The sequence below is a fragment of the Corallococcus sp. AB038B genome (assembly GCF_003668955.1).
In the GTDB taxonomy this organism is placed as follows: Bacteria; Myxococcota; Myxococcia; order Myxococcales; family Myxococcaceae; genus Corallococcus; species Corallococcus exiguus.
In genome coordinates, this window is record NZ_RAWO01000001.1 from 856781 (window position 1) to 875276 (window position 18496).

Below are 18496 nucleotides of genomic sequence, written 5' to 3' on the forward strand. Positions count from 1 at the left end.
ATTCCTTGGATGTCTTTGGGATGGATGGGCGCTTCAGCCGGGGAACGACACGTCCACCTGGACGGCGCCTTCCGAGTTGAAGACGAACTGGCTGTAGTCATGCGCGGAGCCCGTGGGCAGCACGACGCAGTCCTCGACATCCAGCGACATGGAGGCGTTGTTCTGGAAGGTCGCGGCCAGGTTGTTGGCGAAGGCCTGCGCCTTCTGCGTGATTTCGTCCTGCGGCGACGTGGAGGACCAGTTGAACAGCTTGTCCAACGCGTTGAAGACCCAGCCATCCAGGGTCTTGTCCACGGACGGCGCGGGAGCCTTGCCCAGCACGATGTTCACGGACGTCACCAGCTTGCCGCCGTTTCCGGCCGCGATGGTGATGGTGCCCGTCCAGGGCTGCTCGTAGGTGGCCTTGCCCAGGACGTCCTTCATGCCCAGGCCGATGAAGTCGAGCGGATACTGGCTGACCTCGATGTTCACCTGGAACTGGCCCGTCAGCGCCAGCGTGCAGCGGTCGGTCTGGGTGAGGTTGGGCTGGGCGTTGAAGACGATGGTCTCCGTGCCGAGCACATACTGGTCAAAGCCGTTGTTCACCTGGACGAACTCGCCCCGGCCGTCGCTCTTGCTGGAGTTATCGCGCGAGCCGACGCACTGGTACAGCAGCGGCGCCATCCGCGAGATGGTGCCGGGGATGCCGGAGGCCTTCAGGATGGCGGGCAGCACCGTCGGCTTGAGGTAGCCCTCTCCCAGCGTGTCCTGGCTGAGGAACAGCCGCGCACGGGCCTCCGCCGGGGTGCCGTCCGGGTTGGTGGTGGCGGCCAGCGGCGCGGTGAAGCCGAAGCGCGAGTTCCAGTTGGGCTCCTTCCGGCCCCGGCTCATCATGCACACGTTGAGCGTGCTGAAGTTCCCGTTGGTGCTGTAGCGGGTCGTGCGCTCCTTCGCGAGCGTGGGGATGATGCTCGCGGGGCTGCCCGGGGCCTGCGTCGTGTACGCCACGTCCAAATGCCCCACGCCGGCCAGCGTGGCCTGGAGCGCGCTCTGCGCGGCCTGGCTGAGTGACACGGACTGGTTGCTCGCGTTGACCACCTGGAGCGCGCGGAACAGGGACGGCTGGGCCAGGTCCAGGAAGAGGCGGTAGACGGAGTAGTTGAGCGACTGGAGGCCCTGGATGTGCTGCTTCGCCTCCGACGTGGCGGCCAGCGTGTTGGGGTCCGTCACCTGCGCCTGCGACAGGTCCAGGGACACGATGACCGTCGTGCCCGACAGGTCCTGCGTCTTCGTCGCGCCTGACTCCACGTACTGGAGGGTCGCGGTGGTGAAGGCCAGGTGCACGTCCAGGTGGGTCGTCTGGTCGTCGGGCACCGACACGGTCGGGTCAGCCATGGCCGCCACGGTGAGCTGCGCGCCGCCGGACGCCGCTTGCGTGAAGGAGGACGGGATGAGCTGGTAGTAGCGCAGCGCGTGCAGTTGCTTGTTGATGAGGCCCACGGACAGCGCCCACACCAGGTCCCACTCGTGCGGCGCGCGGGGCTTGAAGTCCACCCGGTAGGTGGTCGCGTGGTTGTCTCCGCTTGTGTCCGTCTGGGTGATGACCACCGGCGCGAGGTTGGAGTTCGTGGTGGCGGTATAGGACTCGTGGTGCTGCGCCCCGCTGGAGTAGTTCCAGTAGAAGGAGAGGGGGACCTGCTCGTTCCCCGTCTCCAGGCTGTACGTCACCGTGCCTTCAGGACCTGGGGAGAGGGAGTTGTTCTGCTCGATCTTGAAGGTCGTGCTGGAGCCCGCGGCGATGCTCGTCGCGGGCGCGGATCCGCTGAGCGAGCCGTCCTTGTAGTCCGGCGTGCCGCGGTTATCGATGGGGCAGCCAGAGTTGTTCTGGATGGTGAGGGTCGTGGAGATCGTCATGAGAGGACCTGGCGGGTGAGGGGGATGTGTCGTGAAACACAACCTGTTTCACGGATGCCCCCTCTCCAGCTGCAAGGTCAGGACCAGATCTCAACCCCGCGTGATCACATCCACGGCCCGCGCGTGCGCCCCCTGCTGCGTGCTGGCCGGACGCAGGTGCGTCGTGTCGCGCGCTACCGCTCGTCGCCCAGCGTCGGCCGGAGCTGGCCGCTGTTGATGACGAGGGACAGGTCGCGCTCCATCGCTTCGACCTCCTCGCGCGGGCCGGCGCGGAGGGCCTGGTGGAAGCGCCGCTGATCATCATCCGTGTCTGGAGGAAGGTCTTCATCAATAGGCTCCGGGGGCGTGGCGCAAGCAGCGGGACTACGGCGCCTTCGGCTCCAGGTGCGAGCCCTTGAGCACGTCGATGGACTGACAGACGCCGTTCACGTCCCAGGTGAAATAGATGAAGGACGCGTCGCCAGCGGACTGCGCGCTGCGCACGTGCGCGGGCAGGGCCGAAAAGCAGGTCGCGGACACGTTCGCCGCGGACACGGCGAAGCACCGCACCGACTCATTTCCCGCTGCGTCCGCGGACGTGCGGCAGTAGATGCGCCGGACGGTGTCGGTGCTGTTGCGCGCCGTGCCCTGCGCGCCTTCGGCGTAGCGGATGGAGGTGTTGACGACCACGTGGAACGCTGCCTTCGTCCCCGCGTACGCCACGGGTACGGCCAGCAGTGCCAGCGCGACGGACGTTCCCAACGCCTGCGTGAAACGCTTCATGGTGTGGACTCCCCTTCAGTGGAAAAGCTGATGGGGTTACGCCCGTAGCGCTGATTACTCCCGGGCATCTTCCGGAAGGCGTCCTTCCCACCCTCGCGGGCTCGCCACTATCGTCCGGGCACATTCCCTTCGCAGGAGCGTCCGCATGGGCAGCTATCTGGACTTCTACCGCCGCTCCATCGAAGCGCCGGAGGCGTTCTGGGCGGAGCAGGCCCGGCTCATCGACTGGGAGCGGCCTTTCGATGCGGTGCTGGACGACTCCCGGCCCCCCTTCGCGCGCTGGTTCGTCGGTGGGCGCACCAACCTGTGCCACAACGCAGTGGACCGGCACCTGGCCACCCGCGCGGACCAGCTGGCGCTCGTCTTCGAGTCCACCGAGACGGACCAGCGCCGCCAGTACACCTATGCGCAACTCCACGCGGAGGTGAACCGGACGGCGGCCATGCTGCGCTCGCTGGGCGTGAAGCGAGGAGACCGCGTCATCGTCTACATGCCCATGGTGCCGGAGGCCGTCTTCGTGCTGCTGGCCTGCACGCGCCTGGGGGCCATCCATTCTGTGGTGTTCGGCGGCTTCGCGGCGCACAGCCTGGCCATGCGCATCGACGACGCGAAGCCTGTCCTGCTGGTGACGTCGGACGCGGGCATGCGCGCGGGCCGGGTCGTCCCCTACAAGCCGCTGGTGGATGAGGCCCTCACGCTCGCGAAGCACCCGCCCTCGCGCGTGCTGGTGGTGGACCGGGGGCTCGTGCCCAACAGCCCCGTCACGCCGGAGCGCGACGTGGACTTCGCCACGCTGGGCCGCGAGCACGAGGGTGCCCAGGTGCCGGTGGAGTGGATGGAGTCCTCGGAGCCCAGCTACATCCTCTACACGTCCGGCACCACCGGGAAGCCCAAGGGCGTGCAGCGCGACACGGGCGGCTACGCGGTGGCGCTGGCCGCGTCCATGCGCCACATCTACACGGGCCAGCCCGGCGAGGTGATGTTCACTGCCTCTGACATCGGCTGGGTGGTGGGGCACTCGTACATCGTCTATGGCCCGCTGCTGAACGGCATGACCACGGTGCTCTACGAAGGCCTGCCCATCCGTCCGGATGCCGCCATCTGGTGGCGGCTCATCGAGCAGTACCGGGTGAGCGTGATGTTCACGTCGCCCACGGCCATCCGCATCCTGAAGAAGCAGGACGCGGCGTTCTTGAAGCGCCACGACACATCCAGCCTGCGCTACCTGTTCCTCGCGGGAGAGCCGCTGGATGCGCCCACACACGCGTGGATTTCGGATGCGCTGCCGGCCACGCAGGTGTTGGACAACTATTGGCAGACGGAGACGGGCTGGCCCATCTTGGGGCCCGTTCCCGGGGTGGAGCCGCGCAAGCGCAAGCTGGGTTCACCGGGTGCGGCCATCTATGGCTATCGCGTGAAGCTGGTGGATGGGCTGAGCGGCGAAGAGGTGACGTCGGCGGATCAGAAGGGCGTGCTGGTGATTCAGCCTCCGCTGCCGCCAGGATGTCTTTCCACGGTGTGGGGCGATGACGCGCGCTTCGTCTCCACTTACTTCGCAAGCTTCGACACGCCCCTCTACAACACCTTCGACTGGGCCACGCGCGACGCGGATGGGGACTACTTCATCCTGGGCCGCACCGACGACGTCATCAACGTGGCGGGCCACCGCCTGGGCACGCGTGAGATTGAAGAGGCCATCAGCGGCCACCCGGCCATCGCGGAGGTGGCGGTAGTAGGAGTGAAGGACGAGCTCAAGGGCCAGGTGGTGATGGCCTTCGCCGTGCCCAAGGACCCCGCGCGCCTGCAACGCGAGGAGGACCGGGATGCCCTCTCGCGCGAGGTGATGGACACGGTGGGCCGGACGCTGGGCGCCGTGGCCCGCCCCGCGGCGGTGTACGTGGTGGCGAACCTGCCCAAGACGCGCTCCGGGAAGCTGCTTCGCCGCAGCATCCAGGCCGTGGCGGAGGACCGAGAGCCGGGCGACCTCACCACCATCGAGGACCCGGGCGCGCTGGAGGGCATCCAGGCGGCGCTCAAGGCGCGGCCTCCGAAGGCGTAGCCTCAGCTCCGGCGCTTCGGCTCGCGCTTCGCGCCGGGGGCCGCCGGGTCCTTGGGCAGGTGTCTCAATCCCATCCACCCGAGCGCCGCGACATGGCGGGCCACGTTCTCCGTGGAGAAGGACTTGCCCTCCGCGGCCCACCAGTGGCCCACCTGCGTCACCATGCCCACCAGCGCGTTGGCGTAGATGGGGGCCACCTTGGACGGGTAGCCGGCGCGCTCGAACTCGCTGCGGAAGACGTCGCTCACGCGCTGGGCCAGGTCGTCGATGACGCGCGTCAGTCCGCGCCGCGCCGCCGCCGTGGGCGAGTCCCGCGTGAGCACCGCGAAGCCCGCCGGCTCCTCCTTCACGTAGGACATGAACGCCAGCACCGCGTCCTCGAAGCGCTGCCGGGGCGTGCCCTGCGCGATGCTCGCGGATACGCGCGCCACCAGGTCCTCCAGCTCCCGGTCCACGATGGCCGCGTACAGCCCCTCCTTCGCGCCGAAGTGCTCGTAGACGATGGGCTTGGATACGCCCGCCTGCTGGGCGACCTCTTCAATCGAGGTTGCCTCGTAGCCCTTCGAGGCGAAGACCGACCGGCCGATCTCCATCAACTGGATCCGGCGTTCCGCACCCGTGAGCCGCTGTTTCTTCTTCAAGTTGACCTCTAACCTACCCATCGGTAACTTACCGGACCGAAACCTACCATTCCGTAGGGAAAGCGTGGAGTCGCCACCGTCATGAAATGCTTCGTTTCGAAGGGTGTCGAGTCCGCTGTGGGGCGCGCGTGAGCGCGGCGGTGCCGGGCATGGAGAAGCCGAAGCTGCGCGGGGTGTTGCACCAGTGGGCGGCGGCCTTCGCGGTGGGCGCGGGCGTGGTGCTGGTGGCGATGGCGCCCACGCCTCGCACGATGCTGGCGTCGGCGCTGTACGCGCTGAGCCTGGTGGGGCTGTTCACCATCAGCGCGACGTACCACCGGGTGAACTGGTCGCCGAAGGCCCGCGCGTGGATGCGCCGGGCGGACCACGCGGCCATCTTCCTGCTCATCGCGGGGACGTACACGCCGGTCATCCTGCTGGGGCTGCCTCCCGAGGTGGGCAACCCGCTGATGGCGTGGCTCTACGCGGGGGCGCTGCTGGGCATCCTCCAGTCGATGTTCTGGGTGGGCGCGCCCAAGTGGGTGACGGCGGCGCTGGCCATCGGGGTGGGGTGGACGATGATGCCGTACTTCGGCGACGTCTTCCGCGCGGTGGGGTCTTCCGCCATCGTGCTCATCATCGCCGGGGGGCTGGCGTACACGCTGGGCGCGCTCGCGTATGCCTTCAAGCGGCCCAATCCCCGGCCCGGCGTCTTCGGCTATCACGAGGTGTTCCACGCCATGACGCTGGTGGGCGCGGGGCTGCACTTCGTGCTGGTGCTGCGCCTGGTGCGCGCGGCGGGGTAGGGCGCCGCGCTTCAGCGCCCCGCCACGGCGAGCCGGCGCTTCGAGGCCGCGGGCTCCGGAGCCTTCCGGCCCAGGTAGGTCTCTCCCCAGGACTTGAGCGCGGCAATCACGCCTCGCAGCGTCTGGCCCTGCGGCGTGAGGCTGTATTCGACGCGCGGAGGCACCTCCGCGTACACCTGCCGGTGCACGAGCCCGCTCTCCTCCAGTTCGCGCAGGTGCTGCGTGAGCATCCGCTGGGTGACGTCCGGGATGCGCTTGCGCAGTTCGCCGAAGCGCAGGGTGCCTTCGAGCAGGTGGTAGAGGATGAGCCCCTTCCACTTGCCGCCAATCACATCCAGCGTCGCGGACACCGGACAACCGGCGGAGCAGTCATAGGTCTTGTGCCGGGCCATGGTTCCCTTTTCGTGCGTATGGGCGGAAATCCTGCGTACTTGTCCGTTCCGACCTTCGGGACGATGTTGCACGCAAAGGAGCCCCCAATGCGAGCCGTCGCCCTCACGAAGTACCTCCCCAGTGACCATCCCGAAGCCTTCGTCGACGTGGAGTTGCCGGACCCCACGCCCGGTCCCGGAGACCTGCTGGTGCGCGTGCGCGCCGTGTCCGTGAACCCCGTGGACGTGAAGGTGCGCGCGCCCAAGGACAAGGTGGAGTCCTCGCCGCGCGTGCTCGGCTGGGATGCTGCCGGCGTGGTGGAGGCGGTGGGGAAGGACGTGAAGCGCTTCCGCCCTGGTGACGAGGTCTTCTACGCGGGCTCCATCGCGAAGCCCGGCACGGACTCCGAGCTGCACGTGGTGGACGCGCGCATCGTCGGCCGCAAGCCGAAGGGGCTGACGTTCGCCCAGGCGGCGGCCCTGCCGCTCACGTCCATCACCGCGTGGGAGTTGCTGTTTGAACGCCTGGGTGTGCCCCAACAGAAGACGGGCACTCCCAAGGACGCGCTGCTCGTGGTGGGCGGCGCGGGCGGCGTGGGCTCCATGGCGATTCAGATCGCCAGCAAGCTGACGGACCTCACGGTCATCGCCACGGCGTCGCGGCCGGAGACGGTGGAGTGGTGCAAGTCCCTGGGCGCGCACCACGTGGTGGACCACCGCCAGCCCCTGGCCGAGCAGGTGAAGGCGCTGGTGCCGGGCGGAGTGCGCTACGTGATGGCGCTCACCGCGACGGAGCAGCACTTCGCGCAGCTGGTGGAGCTGATGGCGCCCTTCGGGCACCTGGGCATCATCGATGACCCGCAGACGCCGCTCGACGTGAACGCGATGAAGCGCAAGAGCCTGGCGCTCCACTGGGAGCTGATGTTCACGCGCGCGCTCTACGACGCGGATCCGCTCTCCCAGCAGCGGCTGCTCGACGCGGTGGCGGACCTGGTGGAGTCGGGGACGCTGCGGACCACCATGACGCAGGACTTCGGCCCGCTCACCGCCGCGAACCTCCGGCGCGCGCACGCGGCGGTGGAGACGGGCCGCACGCTGGGCAAGATCGTGCTCAGCGGCTTCCCCTGAGCCCTTGCGGAGGCGGTGAAGTCCGCGGCGCCCGCCGGTAGACTCACGGGCCTCGTGGGCACTGTGGAAGACACTTCTGGAAGCGCGTGGCGTGCCTGGGCGAAGCGGGCCGCCGCGTGGTCCGTGCCCGCGCTCTTCTCCGCGTTGGAGACGTACACGTTCAGCCGGGACATGGCCGGGGCGCCCGCGCTGTGGCGGGTGTTCGCGGCGCAGATGCCCGCTTGGTACGTGTGGCTGCCCCTCACGCCGTGGCTCACCCGGCTCGCCGCTCGCGAGCCCCTGAGTCCTCCGAGGCCGCGCCCCGTCTTGTTGCACCTGGTGGCATGTCTGGGCATGGGCGCCCTGTTCGCCGCCGTGTACGCGCTGACGACGGCGCAGTTCATGCCCGGGCGGGATGCCACCTGGGCCGCGCGCTGGCTGCGTGCCTGGTGGGGCTGGCTGCCGATGATGGGCATGGCCTACGCGACGGTGCTGGCGGTGGCCTCCGCCACCCGGGCCTCCCAGCGGGCGAGGGACAGCGAACGGCAGGCCGCGGCGCTCGCGGTGCAGCTGGCCGAGTCACGGCTGCTCGCGCTCCAGACGCAATTGCAGCCGCACTTCCTCTTCAACACGCTCAACGCCATCGTGGTGCTGGTGCGCGAGAAGGAGACGGAGGAGGCCGCGCGCATGCTGGTGCTGTTGAGCGACCTGCTCCGGCAGTTGCTCCAGCAGGGCGCCACCCAGGAGGTGTCCCTGCGCGACGAGGTGGCTGTGTTGTCGCGCTACCTGGAGCTCCAGCAGCTGCGCTTCGCGGACCGGCTGCGAGTGGAGTGGGCGGTGGAGCCGGAAGCGCTGGAGGCCCGAGTGCCCCACCTGGTGCTCCAGCCGCTCGCGGAGAATGCGCTCCGCCACGGCATCGGTGTGCGCTCCGCATCCGGGGTGCTGCGCATCGGTGCAAGGCGGTGCGGAGACGCGCTGGAGTTGACCGTGAGTGACGACGGTCCGGGGCTGCCCCGGGACTTCGATCTGGAAGCGGCACGGGGCATCGGTCTGTCGAACACGCGCGCGCGTCTGTCGCAGCTCTACGGCGAAGCGGGACGGTTGGGAGTCGCCAACGCGGAGGGGCAGGGCACCGTGGCCACGGTCCTGCTGCCCTGGCGCTCCAAGCCGGACGCCGCTGGGGTGGCGCATGGCTGAGCTGCGGGTGCTGCTGGTGGATGACGAGCCGCTGGCCCGGAAGGGATTGCGGCAGGCCCTGGCACGCCATCCGGACGCGGTGGTGTGCGGCGAGTGCCGCGACGGTCGCGAAGCGGTGGATGCCATCCGTGCCCAGCGTCCCCACCTGGTGCTGCTGGACGTGCAGATGCCGGAGTTGGACGGCTTCGGAGTGCTGCGCGAAGTGGGCGTGGAGCACATGCCCGCTGTCATCTTCATCACCGCGTTCGACACCTTCGCCGTGAAGGCCTTCGACGTGCACGCGGTGGACTACCTGGTGAAGCCCTTCGACGACACGCGCTTCGACGAGGCGCTGGCCCGGGCTCGTCAGAGGCTGCGCGCCGGCGAGGCAGCCGAACTGGGCCGGCGACTCGCGGCCCTGCTGGCGGACGCGGGCCCGGCACCAAAGGCAGCCGGGCCTCCAGCGGACCGGCTGCTGGTGCGCGTGGGGCTGCGCTCCGTGCTCGTCCCCGTCGCGGACATCGAGTGGGTGGAGGCGGACGACTACTGCGTCACGCTGCACGCGGACGGCAAGGCCCACGTGCTGCGCGAGAGCCTGGCGGCCCTGGAGGCGCGGTTGGACCCGGAGCGCTTCGTGCGCATCCACCGCTCCGCCATCGTCAACGTGGCGTGCATTCAAGAAGTGCACCGGCCCTCGCCCACGGAGCAGGTGGTGGTGCTGCGAAGCGGCATGCGCCTGCGCGTGAGTCGTAGCCGCCGCGAGCACCTGGAGCGGCGGCTGGGCCGGGCCCGCTGAAGCCTCCAGACAGCCCAGGTTGTCCACCGCCCGCCGGGCGCGGACTTCCAAAACCTGTCCGACAGTCGGACAGGTTTTCGCTGTGCGCCGCCGACGGGGAGGCACGGCTGGGTTCTCACCTTCTCATCGGTGGAGACAGGGTTCTTGGCCGAGGGCCTCAGGGCTTGCGGACCTTGTCCACGGCGGTGGTGAGGGCGCTCCAATCCGTGGGCTTCAGGTGCATGCCGAACACCTGGGACACCGGGAGCTTCTCTCGCGCGGCCACCTCCACCGTTTCGTCCACCTGCTGCACGTTGAAGAACGTGCCGTCCGGCTGGGGCTGCACCAGGTCGGACGTGTAGAGCAGCCGGTGCTCCGGCAGCCATGCGAACAACATCCGCTCCCCCGTCTCCGTGCGCACCGGGACGAGCTCCAGCCGGTTCTTCCCGGTGCCAAGCACGCGCCGCGCGCCGACGACCTGGAGCTTCGCGGCACGCGGCTTCCTGGCGAGCGCGTCCGGCACGAGCGTGCGCGGCGACGCCACCAGCCGCTCCACCAACGCGCGGTTGAGATCCAGCACGTACACCGGGATGCCCCGGGCCACGTACTCGCGCAGTCCTCCGATGTGCGGCCAGGCGTCGCTGGTGGACACCACGGCCTTCACCTTCAGGCCCGGGAAGCGCTTCGCGGCCTCGTCCAGCACTCGCGCTGAATAGCCGGACGCGAGCGGGCCCTCGACCACCACCACGCCGTCGTCCTGTGCCACCAGCGCCACGTTCCACGCTCCCGGTAGTTGCACCACACCTGGAGCCACCTCCACGGGCGGCGCTTCCGGACGGACCACGGGGGCTTCGTCCAGCTTCTTCGCGCGGCGGGCCTCGAAGCCCTGCTTCACGTCATCCGCCACGGCGAAGTCCGCGTCCGCGAGCGGCGGATCCACCGTCACCGCCGTCACCGTGACGGAGTGGTGGGGCTGGCCGTTGCGCGCCCACTCCCAGTGGCGTGGGTAGCGCAGGCCTCCCGGCTCCAACGTCCACGCTTGGAAGGACAACACGGTTCGCACGTCGCCCCAGACGCTCCAGAAGGGATCCTCCGGATGCGCGTCCACTGTCTCCACGGCGGTGGGCAGGCCCGTGCGGGCGTTGAGGAACAGGCGCACGCTCGCGCGGTCCTGGTGGAAGGCGACGACGTGGTGGGGCACCTCCTGCAGCACCGTGTCCGCCTGGGCTCGCAGGTCCCTGGCGTCCAGGGCCGCGAGCAAGACGTGCTCCGGTGCGAAGGTCAGTCGCTCCTGCATGTCCTGGAGCTGCGCGGCGCCCAGCGGTCTCCATTTGCCCTGGAAGTCCGCCGCCGCCACGCCGTCGGCTAGCAGCATCGTCACTCCCTTCCACTCATCCATCACCATCCCGCGGCTCTCCGACTTCTGGCTCAGGCGGCCCCGTTGCAGGTCTCGCACCTCTTCGAACTGCTCGTACATGACGAGGAAGGGGGGCGTGGGGCGCTCGGACTGCTCCAACAGGTTCCAGTGGCCCACGCCTCGAAGATGCAGGCCCTCGAGCGCTCGGAGCCGGGCCTCGCCGCCCATGGCCTCGGCGGCGGCGCGGACGTGGGCGCGTCCCGGGTCCTCGGCGGCGGAGGTGGGCAGGGTGAGCAGCAGCGCCGTGACAGCGGACAACAGCAGGGGGCTTCGCATGGCCCCACGCTGTCTCGACCGGCACCTGCCTCCAGGGGCCATGCCGCCAGTGAGCTGAATGGCGCGGCGAATGGTGCTCGGGGGACGGCGAATGGTGAACGCCCGACTGCACCGGGCAGCCAGCCTTGCTTGGGGCCCGGCTGCACGGCCGGTCGCGAGCCAGCGGGACGGTGCACATCTTCGCCCGGGGTGAACCGGCCCAGGCGAGGGATGGACCATGAAGAAGACGGTGGCGGACCAGTTCGTGGAGGTCCTCGCGCTCGCGGGGGTGAAGCGCATCTATGGCGTGGTGGGCGACAGCCTGAACGCCCTCACGGACTCGCTGCGCCGCCGGGGCGACATCGAATGGGTGCCCATGCGCAACGAGGAGGCCGCCGCCTTCGCCGCGGGCGCGGAGGCGCACCTCACCGGGCAGCTCGCCGTGTGCGCGGGGAGCTGCGGCCCCGGTAACCTGCACCTCATCAACGGCCTGTATGACTGCCACCGCAATCGGGCTCCGGTGCTGGCCATCGCCGCGCAGATTCCCTCCGTGGAGCTGGGCACCGGCTACTTCCAGGAGACCCATCCGGAGTCGCTCTTCAAGGAGTGCAGCCACTACTGTGAGCTGGTCTCCGGGCCCAACCAGATGCAGCGCACGGCGGAGATCGCCGTCCGCAGCGCGGTGGGCAAGGGCGGCGTGGCCGTGGTGGTGCTCCCCGGCGACATCGCCATGCTGAAGGCGGAGGACGCTCGCGCCCCCACGCCGGAATCGCTGCGCGCGTCGTCGTCCCAGTTGATGCCCTCTTCCGCGCAGGTGGAGCAGATGGCGGCGCTGCTCAACCGCGGCGGGCGCGTGACGCTGCTGTGCGGCGCGGGCTGCGAGGGCGCGAGCGCTCAGGTGGTGGAGCTGGCGAAGCGGCTCCAGGCGCCCGTCGTCTCCGCGCTCCGAGGCAAGGAGTTCGTGGAGAAGGACAACCCCCACTTCGTGGGGCTCACGGGGCTCATCGGCTACGCGTCTGGATACTGGGCGATGATCGACTGCGACGTGCTCCTGATGCTGGGCACGGACTTCCCCTACCGGCAGTTCTATCCGGACAGCGCCGATACGCGGATCATCCAGGTGGACGTGCGCGCGGAGAACATCGGCAAGCGCACGCGGGTGGACCTGGGTGTGGTGGGCAGCGTGTCCGCCACCGTCCAGGCGCTCCTTCCCCGCATCGAGGCGAAGCGCGACACGAAGCACCTGGAGCGCGCGCTCGTGCACTACCGCAAGACGCGCGAGGAGCTGGACTCGCTGGGGCAGGGCACGGTGGGCAGGAAGCCCATCCACCCGCCGCAGGTGGCTCGTGCGTTCGACCTCCAGGCCGCGGACGACGCCATCTTCACCTGCGACGTGGGCCTGCCCACGGTCTGGGCCGCGCGCTACGCGACCATGAAGGGCGGCCGGCGGCTGGTGGGTTCCTTCAACCACGGCTCCATGGCGAGCGCGTTGGCGCAGGCCATTGGCGCGCAGAAGGCCTTCCCGGACCGGCAGGTCATCTCCTTCTCCGGTGACGGCGGCTTCACGATGCTGATGGGGGACTTCATCGGCCTGGTGCAGCTGGGGCTGCCCATCAAGGTCGTGGTGTTCAACAACAGCTCCCTGGGCTTCGTGGCCATGGAACAGCAGGTGGGCGGCATGCTCGACGTGGGCACGGCGCTCCAGAACCCGAACTTCGCCGCGCTGGCGGAGGCCGTGGGCGTCAAGGGCCTGCGCGTGGAGGACCCGGCGCAGGTGGATGAAGCCGTCCAACTGGCGCTCGCGACGCCCGGGCCCGTGCTGGTGGACGCCGTGGTCAGCAAGGCGGAGCTGGTGATGCCGCCCCGCATCACCGCGGCCATGGCCGCGGGCTTCACCCTGTTCGGCATCAAGGCCCTGCTCAACGGCCGCACCAACGAGGTGCTGGAGCTGGCGCGCACCAACCTCTGGCGCTGAAACCCCTGGCATTTCCAGCGGTTGGGCGGGGCCGGAGAAAAATCAGCAGGGCCGCGAATCCATTCGCCTCGTGGCCGCCTCTTATCTGGCGAATGGGGATTTTCCCCGCCGCATGAGGCCGCTTCCATGGGTTCGACCACCACTCCCGACGCGCTGTTGCTCGCGGCCCACGCCGGTGACCGCGACGCGATGGTGCACCTGCTGCAGCTCCAGCAGCCGAACCTCCGGCGCTATGCGCAGAAGCGCTGCCTCATCAGCGACGTGGACGACGCGGTCCAGGAGGCCATGCTGGTGATGTCCCGCCACCTGACCGCCGTGCGCAAGCTGGCGTCGTTCTCCGGGTGGATGTTCAAGATTGTCCAGCGCGAGTGCCGCCGGCTGGCCCGCACGGTTCTGAAGAACGACCCCTACGAGGAAGCGCTCGTGGACCAGTGGATGTCCGCGCACACGCCGGACTCGCTGCGGCTGGACATGGCGTCCGCGCTGGAGTCGCTGCCGCCGCAGTACCTGGAGGTCGTCGTGCTGCGCGACTTCGAAGCGCTCTCCATCCGAGAGATGGCCGAGCGCCTGTCGTTGGAGCCGGCGGCGGTGAAGAGCCGCCTGCACCGCGCCCGCGTGATGATCCGCGAATACCTGCTGGCCTGAAGCTCAATCCCTCTCATCTGGAGTCCTGTCATGGCGAACCCCCTGTCCGTCCTGGGCATCATCCACACACTCGTGAGCGTGCCTCCCATCGTCTTCGGCGTCTGGGCCTTCGTGCGCGATGGGCGCATCGACCCGGGGACGCGCGTCGGCAAGGCGTACGTCGTCAGCATGGTGACGTCGGTGGTGACGTCGTTCGGCCTGTCCAGCACGGGCGGCTTCAACCCGGGCCACGCGCTGGGGCTCGTGGCGCTGCTGCTCATGGCGGTGGGCGCGGCGGCGCCAGCCCTGGGCGTGTTCGGCCGCGCCATGGAGTACGTGCGGACCCTCACGTACTCCGCCAGCTTCATGGTGCTGCTGGTGCCGGGCATCAACGAGACGCTGACCCGGCTGCCCGCCGGCAAGCCCCTGGCCGACAGCCCGCAGTCCCCCCTGGTGCAGACCGCCCTGGCGACGCTGCTGGGCCTGTTCCTCGTCGGCGCCACGTACCAGGTGCTGCGGCTGCGCGCTCGGACGTACGGCCATGTAGGCGGAGTGCCGAACCGCTGAAAAGCGCAGGCCGTGTCGATTCGTGTGGGCCTGATTCGACGTGGAGTAGAAGGCCCGCGATTTCCAACTGAACGGAGCACGTCATGGACGCCACCCTTTCCTCTTCCACCCCCGGGGTGGACGCCACCCCGAAGAAGAAGTCGTTCACCCGCTTCCTGCCGACGGCGGCCCGCGTGTTCATGGGGCTGGTGTTCTTCGTCTTCGGCCTGAACGGGTTCCTGGAGTTCATTCCCATGCCCAAGGACCTGAACCCGGCGGATCCAGCGGTGGCCTTTGGCATCGCGATGAAGGCGACGGGCTTCCTGTTCGCGCTGGTGAAGGGCACGGAGACGGTGGTGGGCCTGCTGCTGCTGGCCAACCGCTTCGTCCCGCTGGCGCTGGCGCTCATCGCCCCGGTCATCGTGAACATCTTCCTGACGCACGCCTTCCTCGCGCCGTCGGGCCTGGGCATGGCGGTGATGCTCCTGGCGGCGGAAATCTTCCTGGCCTGGTCCTACCGGGCGGCGTACCGCCCGATGCTCGCCATGAAGGTCAACCCAGGCTCTTGAGGTCGATGACGAAGCGGTACTTCACGTCGCCCTTCTCCAGCCGCGTGAACGCTTCGTTGATGCCCTGGATGGGAATCAGTTCGATGTCGGAGACGATGCCGTGCTCGCCGCAGAAGTCGAGCATGGCCTGCGTCTCCGCGATGCCGCCGATGTTGGAGCCGGAGAGGCTCCTCCGCCGGGCAATCATGGGCAGGATGGCGACGTCCAGGGGACGCTCCGGCACTCCCACGATGGCCAGGTGTCCGTCCCGCTTCAACAACGCCAGGTAGGGATTCACGTCGTGGGCCGCGGAGACGGTGTCCAGGATGAAGTCCAGCCGGCCCGCCCGCGCCGCCATCTCCTCTGGACTGGAGGACACCACAAACTCCTCCGCGCCCAGCCGCAGGGCGTCCTGCCGCTTGCGCTCGGACTGGCTGAACACGGTGACGTGCGCGCCCATCGCCCGCGCGAGCTTCACGCCCACGTGTCCCAGTCCTCCCAGCCCCACCACGCCCACCCGCTGCCCGGGACCGACCTTCCAGTGCCGCAGTGGCGAATACGTGGTGATGCCCGCGCACAGCAGCGGAGCCACGGCGGCAGGGTCCAGGTTGGCGGGGACCTTCAGGACGAAGTCCTCGTCCACCACGATGGCCTCCGAGTAGCCACCCAGCGTGTGCGTCGTCCCGTCCTTCTCCAGGCTGTTGTACGTCTGGGTTCCGCCCGCATCGCAGTACTGCTCCTGCCCCTCCCGGCAGCTGTCGCAGGTGCGGCAGGAGTCCACCAGGCAGCCCACGCCCACCAGGTCTCCTGTCTGGACGCGCTTCACCTCGGGACCCACGCGGACCACCCGGCCCACGATTTCGTGCCCGGGCACCATGGGGAAGCGTGAGAAGCCGTGGTCGTTCCGGCTGAAGTGCAGGTCGCCGTGGCAGACGCCGCAATAGAGGATGTCCAGTTGCACGTCGCGCGGACCGGGCTCGCGGCGCTCGAACTGGAAGGGGGTGAGGTGGGCACCGGCGGACCGGGCCGCGTAGGCGCGAACGGGAATCATGGGAGGGCTCCTGGTGTGGCTGCTGCGTGACGCCAGGCAGGATGCGTTCCCGCCGCTCTTCGCGAAACGGATGGAATCCGCACATCGAATGTCGGAAAACTTCCGAATGGCCACCACCCCCCTCAATGCCCTGAACGCCTTCCTCGCGGTGGGACGCCGGCGCAGCTTCGCGGCGGCGGCCATCGAGCTGGGCATCTCCCCGTCCGCGCTGAGTCAGCAGGTGCGCCAGCTGGAATCACGGCTGGGCGTGCCGCTGCTCACCCGGACGACGCGGAGCGTGGCGCTGACGGACGCGGGTCAGCGGCTGCTGGAGCGCGCTGGCCCCTCCGTGGCGCAGGCCCTGGAGGCGCTGGAGACCGCCACGGCCAGCGCGGGCGAGGTCACGGGCCGCGTGCGGCTGTCCGTGCCCACCATCTCCCTGTCCACGGTGGTGACGCCCATCCTGCTGCGCTTCGCCCAGCGCCATCCCCAGGTTGAGGTGGAGTTGCGCATCGAGGAACGCTTCGTGGACATCGTCGCGGAGGGCCTGGACGCGGGCATCCGCCCGTTCGAGGCCGTCGAGCGGGACATGGTGCAGGTGCGTCTGTCCAAGCGGTTCCGCTACGTGGTGGTGGGCTCGCCCGCGTACCTCAAGCGCAAGGGGACGCCCCAGCGACCGGAGGACCTGCTGGAGCACGACTGCGTGAACATCCTCCTGCCATCCACCGGCGCGAAGTACGCGTGGGAGCTGGAGCGCGGCAAGAAGACCTGGCGCATCCCCGTGCGCGGCCCCGTGCTCGCCACCAACGAGGAGGTGCTGGTGGCGATGGCGGAGGCGGGCCTGGCGCTCATGTATGCCTTTGAGCCCACCATCGTGCCGCGCTTGAAGCGCGGCACCCTGAAGCTCGTCCTGGAACCCTACGCGGCGTGGATGGAAGGGTTGTTCCTCTACTTCCCCAGCCGCGCCCAGGTGTCCCCCGCGTTCCGCGCCTTCCTGGACGTGGCCCGCGAGGTGACGGCCGAACGGCCCTGAAGGTCAGTCGCGCGGCGGGCCGCGACGGCGGTCCACCACGCCCGTGGTGATGGACTCCCCCGAGGACTTCGCGCTCCGGGCCCGCAGGCTCAGGCTCGCGGCGCTCTCCGCGGGCAGGCCCGCCCAGGCGCGCAGCCGCTCCGTCGCCACGGCCTGCTCCGCCTCCGGCAGGGCCAGGATGCGGGAGCCGTGGTTGCCGCCCGGCTGGTAGAACCGGTACGAGTCATTGCGCGCGCTCACGCTGAACGCGCCCGTGGACCAGGGGTCGTTCTCTCCGTAGACCAGCAGGATGCGCTCCCCGAACGCCTTCACCCAGCCCTCCACGAGCGGCATGACGAACGGGTTGAAGGGGTACGGCCGCATGTCGAAGGGCACGAGCGCCCGCGGGTCGTAGCCGCGCGGGTAGCGCTGGACGCCGCGCAGGTGGCCCTCTTCGGAGGCGTAGCTGCCCAGCTGCGTGGCGGCCTGGAAGTCGTAGGGCGCGTAGTAGTCCAGGTCGCCGTCGCTCATGTACGAGAGGCCGACCACATAATCCAGGAAGTCCACCAGCCCCTGCGCGGAGCCTCCCGGCGGGGGAATCTCGTCACACAGCGACGCGTCGCCGTACTGCCAGAAGGCGAAGGCGAACTCGAGCGCGCTGAACTCCAGCGCCTTGTCCACGCCCAGGAAGTCGTAGGTGCTGCCGTAGTACGCCGCGCCCGTCGCCTGGAAGAGCGGCTCCGTCTCCGCGCGCCGCTCCAGCACTTCACGCTGGAAGGTCCGGATGTTCTCGCGGCACGCGGGCGTGCCCAGCTTGCTCAAGAACTTCACGTAGCGCGGGTCCTGCGTGCCGTAGCTGTTGGGCGCCACGTAGGCCACCGTGGCGTCCACGTCTCGCGGGAAGAACGCCCGGTGATAGAGCGACGTCATGCCGCCCTTGCTGGCACCGGTGCTGATCCACTTGCCCGGGAAGAGCGGCTTGAGTGCCTGGACGATGCGGTGGTGGTCCGCCGCCGCCTGCTCGATGCTGAGCAGCCTCCAGTCCGCGGGCTGCGGAATGGAGGGCCCGAAGAAGCGGTGCTCCACCTGCAACTGGTTGCCCTGCACCAGGAAGGTGGGCTCCGTCTGTCCGGAGGACGTGTTGAGGCCGTACCCCGTGGTGGCCAGCACCATGGGCGCCTCCGCGCTCCGGTAGCGAAGCGTCAACCGCTGCTGGAAGCGCGTGCCGTTCGGACGCAGGTGGTCCGCGGGCTGGTCATAGCTCAGCACGAAGAAGCGCACGCCCGGCGCGGGGGCCGGCCGCTCCTGCACCACCGTGAGGCCGGGAACCGCCTGCAATTGCGCGAGGATGTCCGGCGCCGTGTCCTGTGTCAGGGATTGCGCCTGGACCTCTGGCGCGCTCGGGGCGGTGGACTCGGGGGGAAGCTCGCTGCCGCCGCAGGCCTGGAGCCCCAGTGCCAGCGCGCACGCCAGCACCGCGGGACGACCGAAGAAACGTGACATGGGTAAAGCCCTCCTTG

The 18496-nt window shown here is 69.3% G+C and carries 17 protein-coding genes; 10 read left to right on the forward strand and 7 right to left on the reverse strand.

Features of this window, described 5'->3' with window-relative positions; all coding sequences use genetic code 11:
* Window positions 1-33 precede the first annotated feature (33 nt).
* Window positions 34-1893, reverse strand: coding sequence for a hypothetical protein (locus D7Y04_RS03665; protein ID WP_121758323.1), 1860 nt, complete (start codon window positions 1891-1893; stop codon window positions 34-36).
* Between the two features lie 363 nt (window positions 1894-2256).
* Window positions 2257-2655, reverse strand: coding sequence for a hypothetical protein (locus tag D7Y04_RS03670; RefSeq protein WP_120597257.1), 399 nt, complete (start codon window positions 2653-2655; stop codon window positions 2257-2259).
* A gap of 145 nt (window positions 2656-2800) precedes the next feature.
* Here D7Y04_RS03670 and D7Y04_RS03675 point away from each other — a divergent pair, with 145 nt between their 5' ends.
* On the forward strand, window positions 2801-4714 hold the full coding sequence (locus tag D7Y04_RS03675) for a propionate--CoA ligase (protein WP_121758324.1): 1914 nt from the start codon (window positions 2801-2803) through the stop codon (window positions 4712-4714).
* A gap of 2 nt (window positions 4715-4716) precedes the next feature.
* Here the strand turns inward: D7Y04_RS03675 and D7Y04_RS03680 are convergent, their stop codons facing one another.
* Window positions 4717-5355, reverse strand: coding sequence for a TetR/AcrR family transcriptional regulator (locus D7Y04_RS03680; RefSeq protein ID WP_169819916.1), 639 nt, complete (start codon window positions 5353-5355; stop codon window positions 4717-4719).
* Window positions 5356-5483: 128 nt separating this feature from the next.
* On the opposite strand from D7Y04_RS03680, the gene D7Y04_RS03685 reads away from it, so the two are divergent.
* Complete coding sequence (locus D7Y04_RS03685) at window positions 5484-6140, forward strand: hemolysin III family protein (protein WP_366928088.1); 657 nt, start codon at window positions 5484-5486, stop codon at window positions 6138-6140.
* A gap of 11 nt (window positions 6141-6151) precedes the next feature.
* Here D7Y04_RS03685 and D7Y04_RS03690 read toward each other — a convergent pair whose 3' ends face one another.
* A complete protein-coding gene (locus D7Y04_RS03690; RefSeq protein WP_120576442.1) occupies window positions 6152-6532 on the reverse strand; it encodes a helix-turn-helix domain-containing protein in 381 nt (126 codons plus the stop codon).
* An 87-nt stretch (window positions 6533-6619) separates the two neighbouring features.
* Between D7Y04_RS03690 and D7Y04_RS03695 the strand changes: the two genes are divergently transcribed.
* From D7Y04_RS03695 to D7Y04_RS03705, 3 genes are read left to right on the forward strand one after another with little or no spacing between them, the layout of a single operon-like run.
* Window positions 6620-7639 carry a zinc-binding alcohol dehydrogenase family protein gene (locus D7Y04_RS03695; RefSeq protein ID WP_121758325.1) on the forward strand — a complete coding sequence of 340 codons (1020 nt, stop codon included), beginning with the start codon at window positions 6620-6622 and terminating at the stop codon, window positions 7637-7639.
* 54 nt (window positions 7640-7693) lie between these two features.
* Entirely contained in the window at window positions 7694-8815 is a 1122-nt protein-coding gene (locus D7Y04_RS03700; protein ID WP_121758326.1) for a sensor histidine kinase, read from the forward strand.
* The gene (locus D7Y04_RS03705; RefSeq protein WP_120597253.1) at window positions 8808-9590 is read left to right on the forward strand and encodes a LytTR family DNA-binding domain-containing protein; all 783 of its coding nucleotides are present in this window, start codon (window positions 8808-8810) and stop codon (window positions 9588-9590) included. The genes D7Y04_RS03700 and D7Y04_RS03705 overlap by 8 nt, the downstream gene beginning before the upstream one ends.
* Window positions 9591-9747: 157 nt before the next feature.
* Here the strand turns inward: D7Y04_RS03705 and D7Y04_RS03710 are convergent, their stop codons facing one another.
* Complete coding sequence (locus D7Y04_RS03710; RefSeq protein WP_121758327.1) at window positions 9748-11262, reverse strand: hypothetical protein; 1515 nt, start codon at window positions 11260-11262, stop codon at window positions 9748-9750.
* 217 nt (window positions 11263-11479) lie between these two features.
* Here D7Y04_RS03710 and poxB point away from each other — a divergent pair, with 217 nt between their 5' ends.
* The 4 genes from poxB to D7Y04_RS03730 all read left to right on the forward strand — a co-directional run bounded on the left by poxB (window position 11480) and on the right by D7Y04_RS03730 (window position 14955).
* On the forward strand, window positions 11480-13216 hold the full coding sequence (gene poxB, locus D7Y04_RS03715) for a ubiquinone-dependent pyruvate dehydrogenase (protein ID WP_121758328.1): 1737 nt from the start codon (window positions 11480-11482) through the stop codon (window positions 13214-13216).
* Between the two features lie 126 nt (window positions 13217-13342).
* Window positions 13343-13861 (forward strand): RNA polymerase sigma factor, encoded by a 519-nt coding sequence (locus tag D7Y04_RS03720; protein WP_120597250.1) that lies wholly within the window; start codon window positions 13343-13345, stop codon window positions 13859-13861.
* A gap of 30 nt (window positions 13862-13891) precedes the next feature.
* Window positions 13892-14407, forward strand: a complete 516-nt coding sequence (locus D7Y04_RS03725) for a hypothetical protein (protein WP_121758329.1) — start codon at window positions 13892-13894, stop codon at window positions 14405-14407.
* Between the two features lie 83 nt (window positions 14408-14490).
* Entirely contained in the window at window positions 14491-14955 is a 465-nt protein-coding gene (locus D7Y04_RS03730) for a DoxX family membrane protein (RefSeq protein WP_120597248.1), read from the forward strand.
* Here the strand turns inward: D7Y04_RS03730 and D7Y04_RS03735 are convergent.
* Window positions 14939-15985 carry an NAD(P)-dependent alcohol dehydrogenase gene (locus tag D7Y04_RS03735; RefSeq protein ID WP_120597247.1) on the reverse strand — a complete coding sequence of 349 codons (1047 nt, stop codon included), beginning with the start codon at window positions 15983-15985 and terminating at the stop codon, window positions 14939-14941. The genes D7Y04_RS03730 and D7Y04_RS03735 overlap by 17 nt on opposite strands.
* A gap of 106 nt (window positions 15986-16091) precedes the next feature.
* On the opposite strand from D7Y04_RS03735, the gene D7Y04_RS03740 reads away from it, so the two are divergent.
* Window positions 16092-16997: a LysR family transcriptional regulator gene (locus D7Y04_RS03740; protein WP_121759262.1), complete on the forward strand. Its 906-nt coding sequence runs from the start codon at window positions 16092-16094 to the stop codon at window positions 16995-16997.
* 3 nt (window positions 16998-17000) lie between these two features.
* Here the strand turns inward: D7Y04_RS03740 and D7Y04_RS03745 are convergent, their stop codons facing one another.
* Window positions 17001-18479 carry a S28 family serine protease gene (locus D7Y04_RS03745; RefSeq protein ID WP_121758330.1) on the reverse strand — a complete coding sequence of 493 codons (1479 nt, stop codon included), beginning with the start codon at window positions 18477-18479 and terminating at the stop codon, window positions 17001-17003.
* Window positions 18480-18496 lie beyond the last annotated feature (17 nt).

Excerpts from the sequence above, each read along its gene's own strand:
- D7Y04_RS03740 (WP_121759262.1), top strand. The coding sequence starts at position 16,092 with ATGGCCACCACCCCCCTCAATGCCCTGAACGCCTTCCTCGCGGTGGGA.
- D7Y04_RS03690 (WP_120576442.1), bottom strand. The coding sequence starts at position 6,532 with ATGGCCCGGCACAAGACCTATGACTGCTCCGCCGGTTGTCCGGTGTCC.
- D7Y04_RS03695 (WP_121758325.1), top strand. The coding sequence starts at position 6,620 with ATGCGAGCCGTCGCCCTCACGAAGTACCTCCCCAGTGACCATCCCGAA.
- poxB (WP_121758328.1), top strand. The coding sequence starts at position 11,480 with ATGAAGAAGACGGTGGCGGACCAGTTCGTGGAGGTCCTCGCGCTCGCG.
- D7Y04_RS03725 (WP_121758329.1), top strand. The coding sequence starts at position 13,892 with ATGGCGAACCCCCTGTCCGTCCTGGGCATCATCCACACACTCGTGAGC.
- D7Y04_RS03745 (WP_121758330.1), bottom strand. The coding sequence starts at position 18,479 with ATGTCACGTTTCTTCGGTCGTCCCGCGGTGCTGGCGTGCGCGCTGGCA.
- D7Y04_RS03665 (WP_121758323.1), bottom strand. The coding sequence starts at position 1,893 with ATGACGATCTCCACGACCCTCACCATCCAGAACAACTCTGGCTGCCCC.
- D7Y04_RS03735 (WP_120597247.1), bottom strand. The coding sequence starts at position 15,985 with ATGATTCCCGTTCGCGCCTACGCGGCCCGGTCCGCCGGTGCCCACCTC.
- D7Y04_RS03705 (WP_120597253.1), top strand. The coding sequence starts at position 8,808 with ATGGCTGAGCTGCGGGTGCTGCTGGTGGATGACGAGCCGCTGGCCCGG.
- D7Y04_RS03675 (WP_121758324.1), top strand. The coding sequence starts at position 2,801 with ATGGGCAGCTATCTGGACTTCTACCGCCGCTCCATCGAAGCGCCGGAG.
- D7Y04_RS03710 (WP_121758327.1), bottom strand. The coding sequence starts at position 11,262 with ATGCGAAGCCCCCTGCTGTTGTCCGCTGTCACGGCGCTGCTGCTCACC.
- D7Y04_RS03720 (WP_120597250.1), top strand. The coding sequence starts at position 13,343 with ATGGGTTCGACCACCACTCCCGACGCGCTGTTGCTCGCGGCCCACGCC.
- D7Y04_RS03670 (WP_120597257.1), bottom strand. The coding sequence starts at position 2,655 with ATGAAGCGTTTCACGCAGGCGTTGGGAACGTCCGTCGCGCTGGCACTG.
- D7Y04_RS03730 (WP_120597248.1), top strand. The coding sequence starts at position 14,491 with ATGGACGCCACCCTTTCCTCTTCCACCCCCGGGGTGGACGCCACCCCG.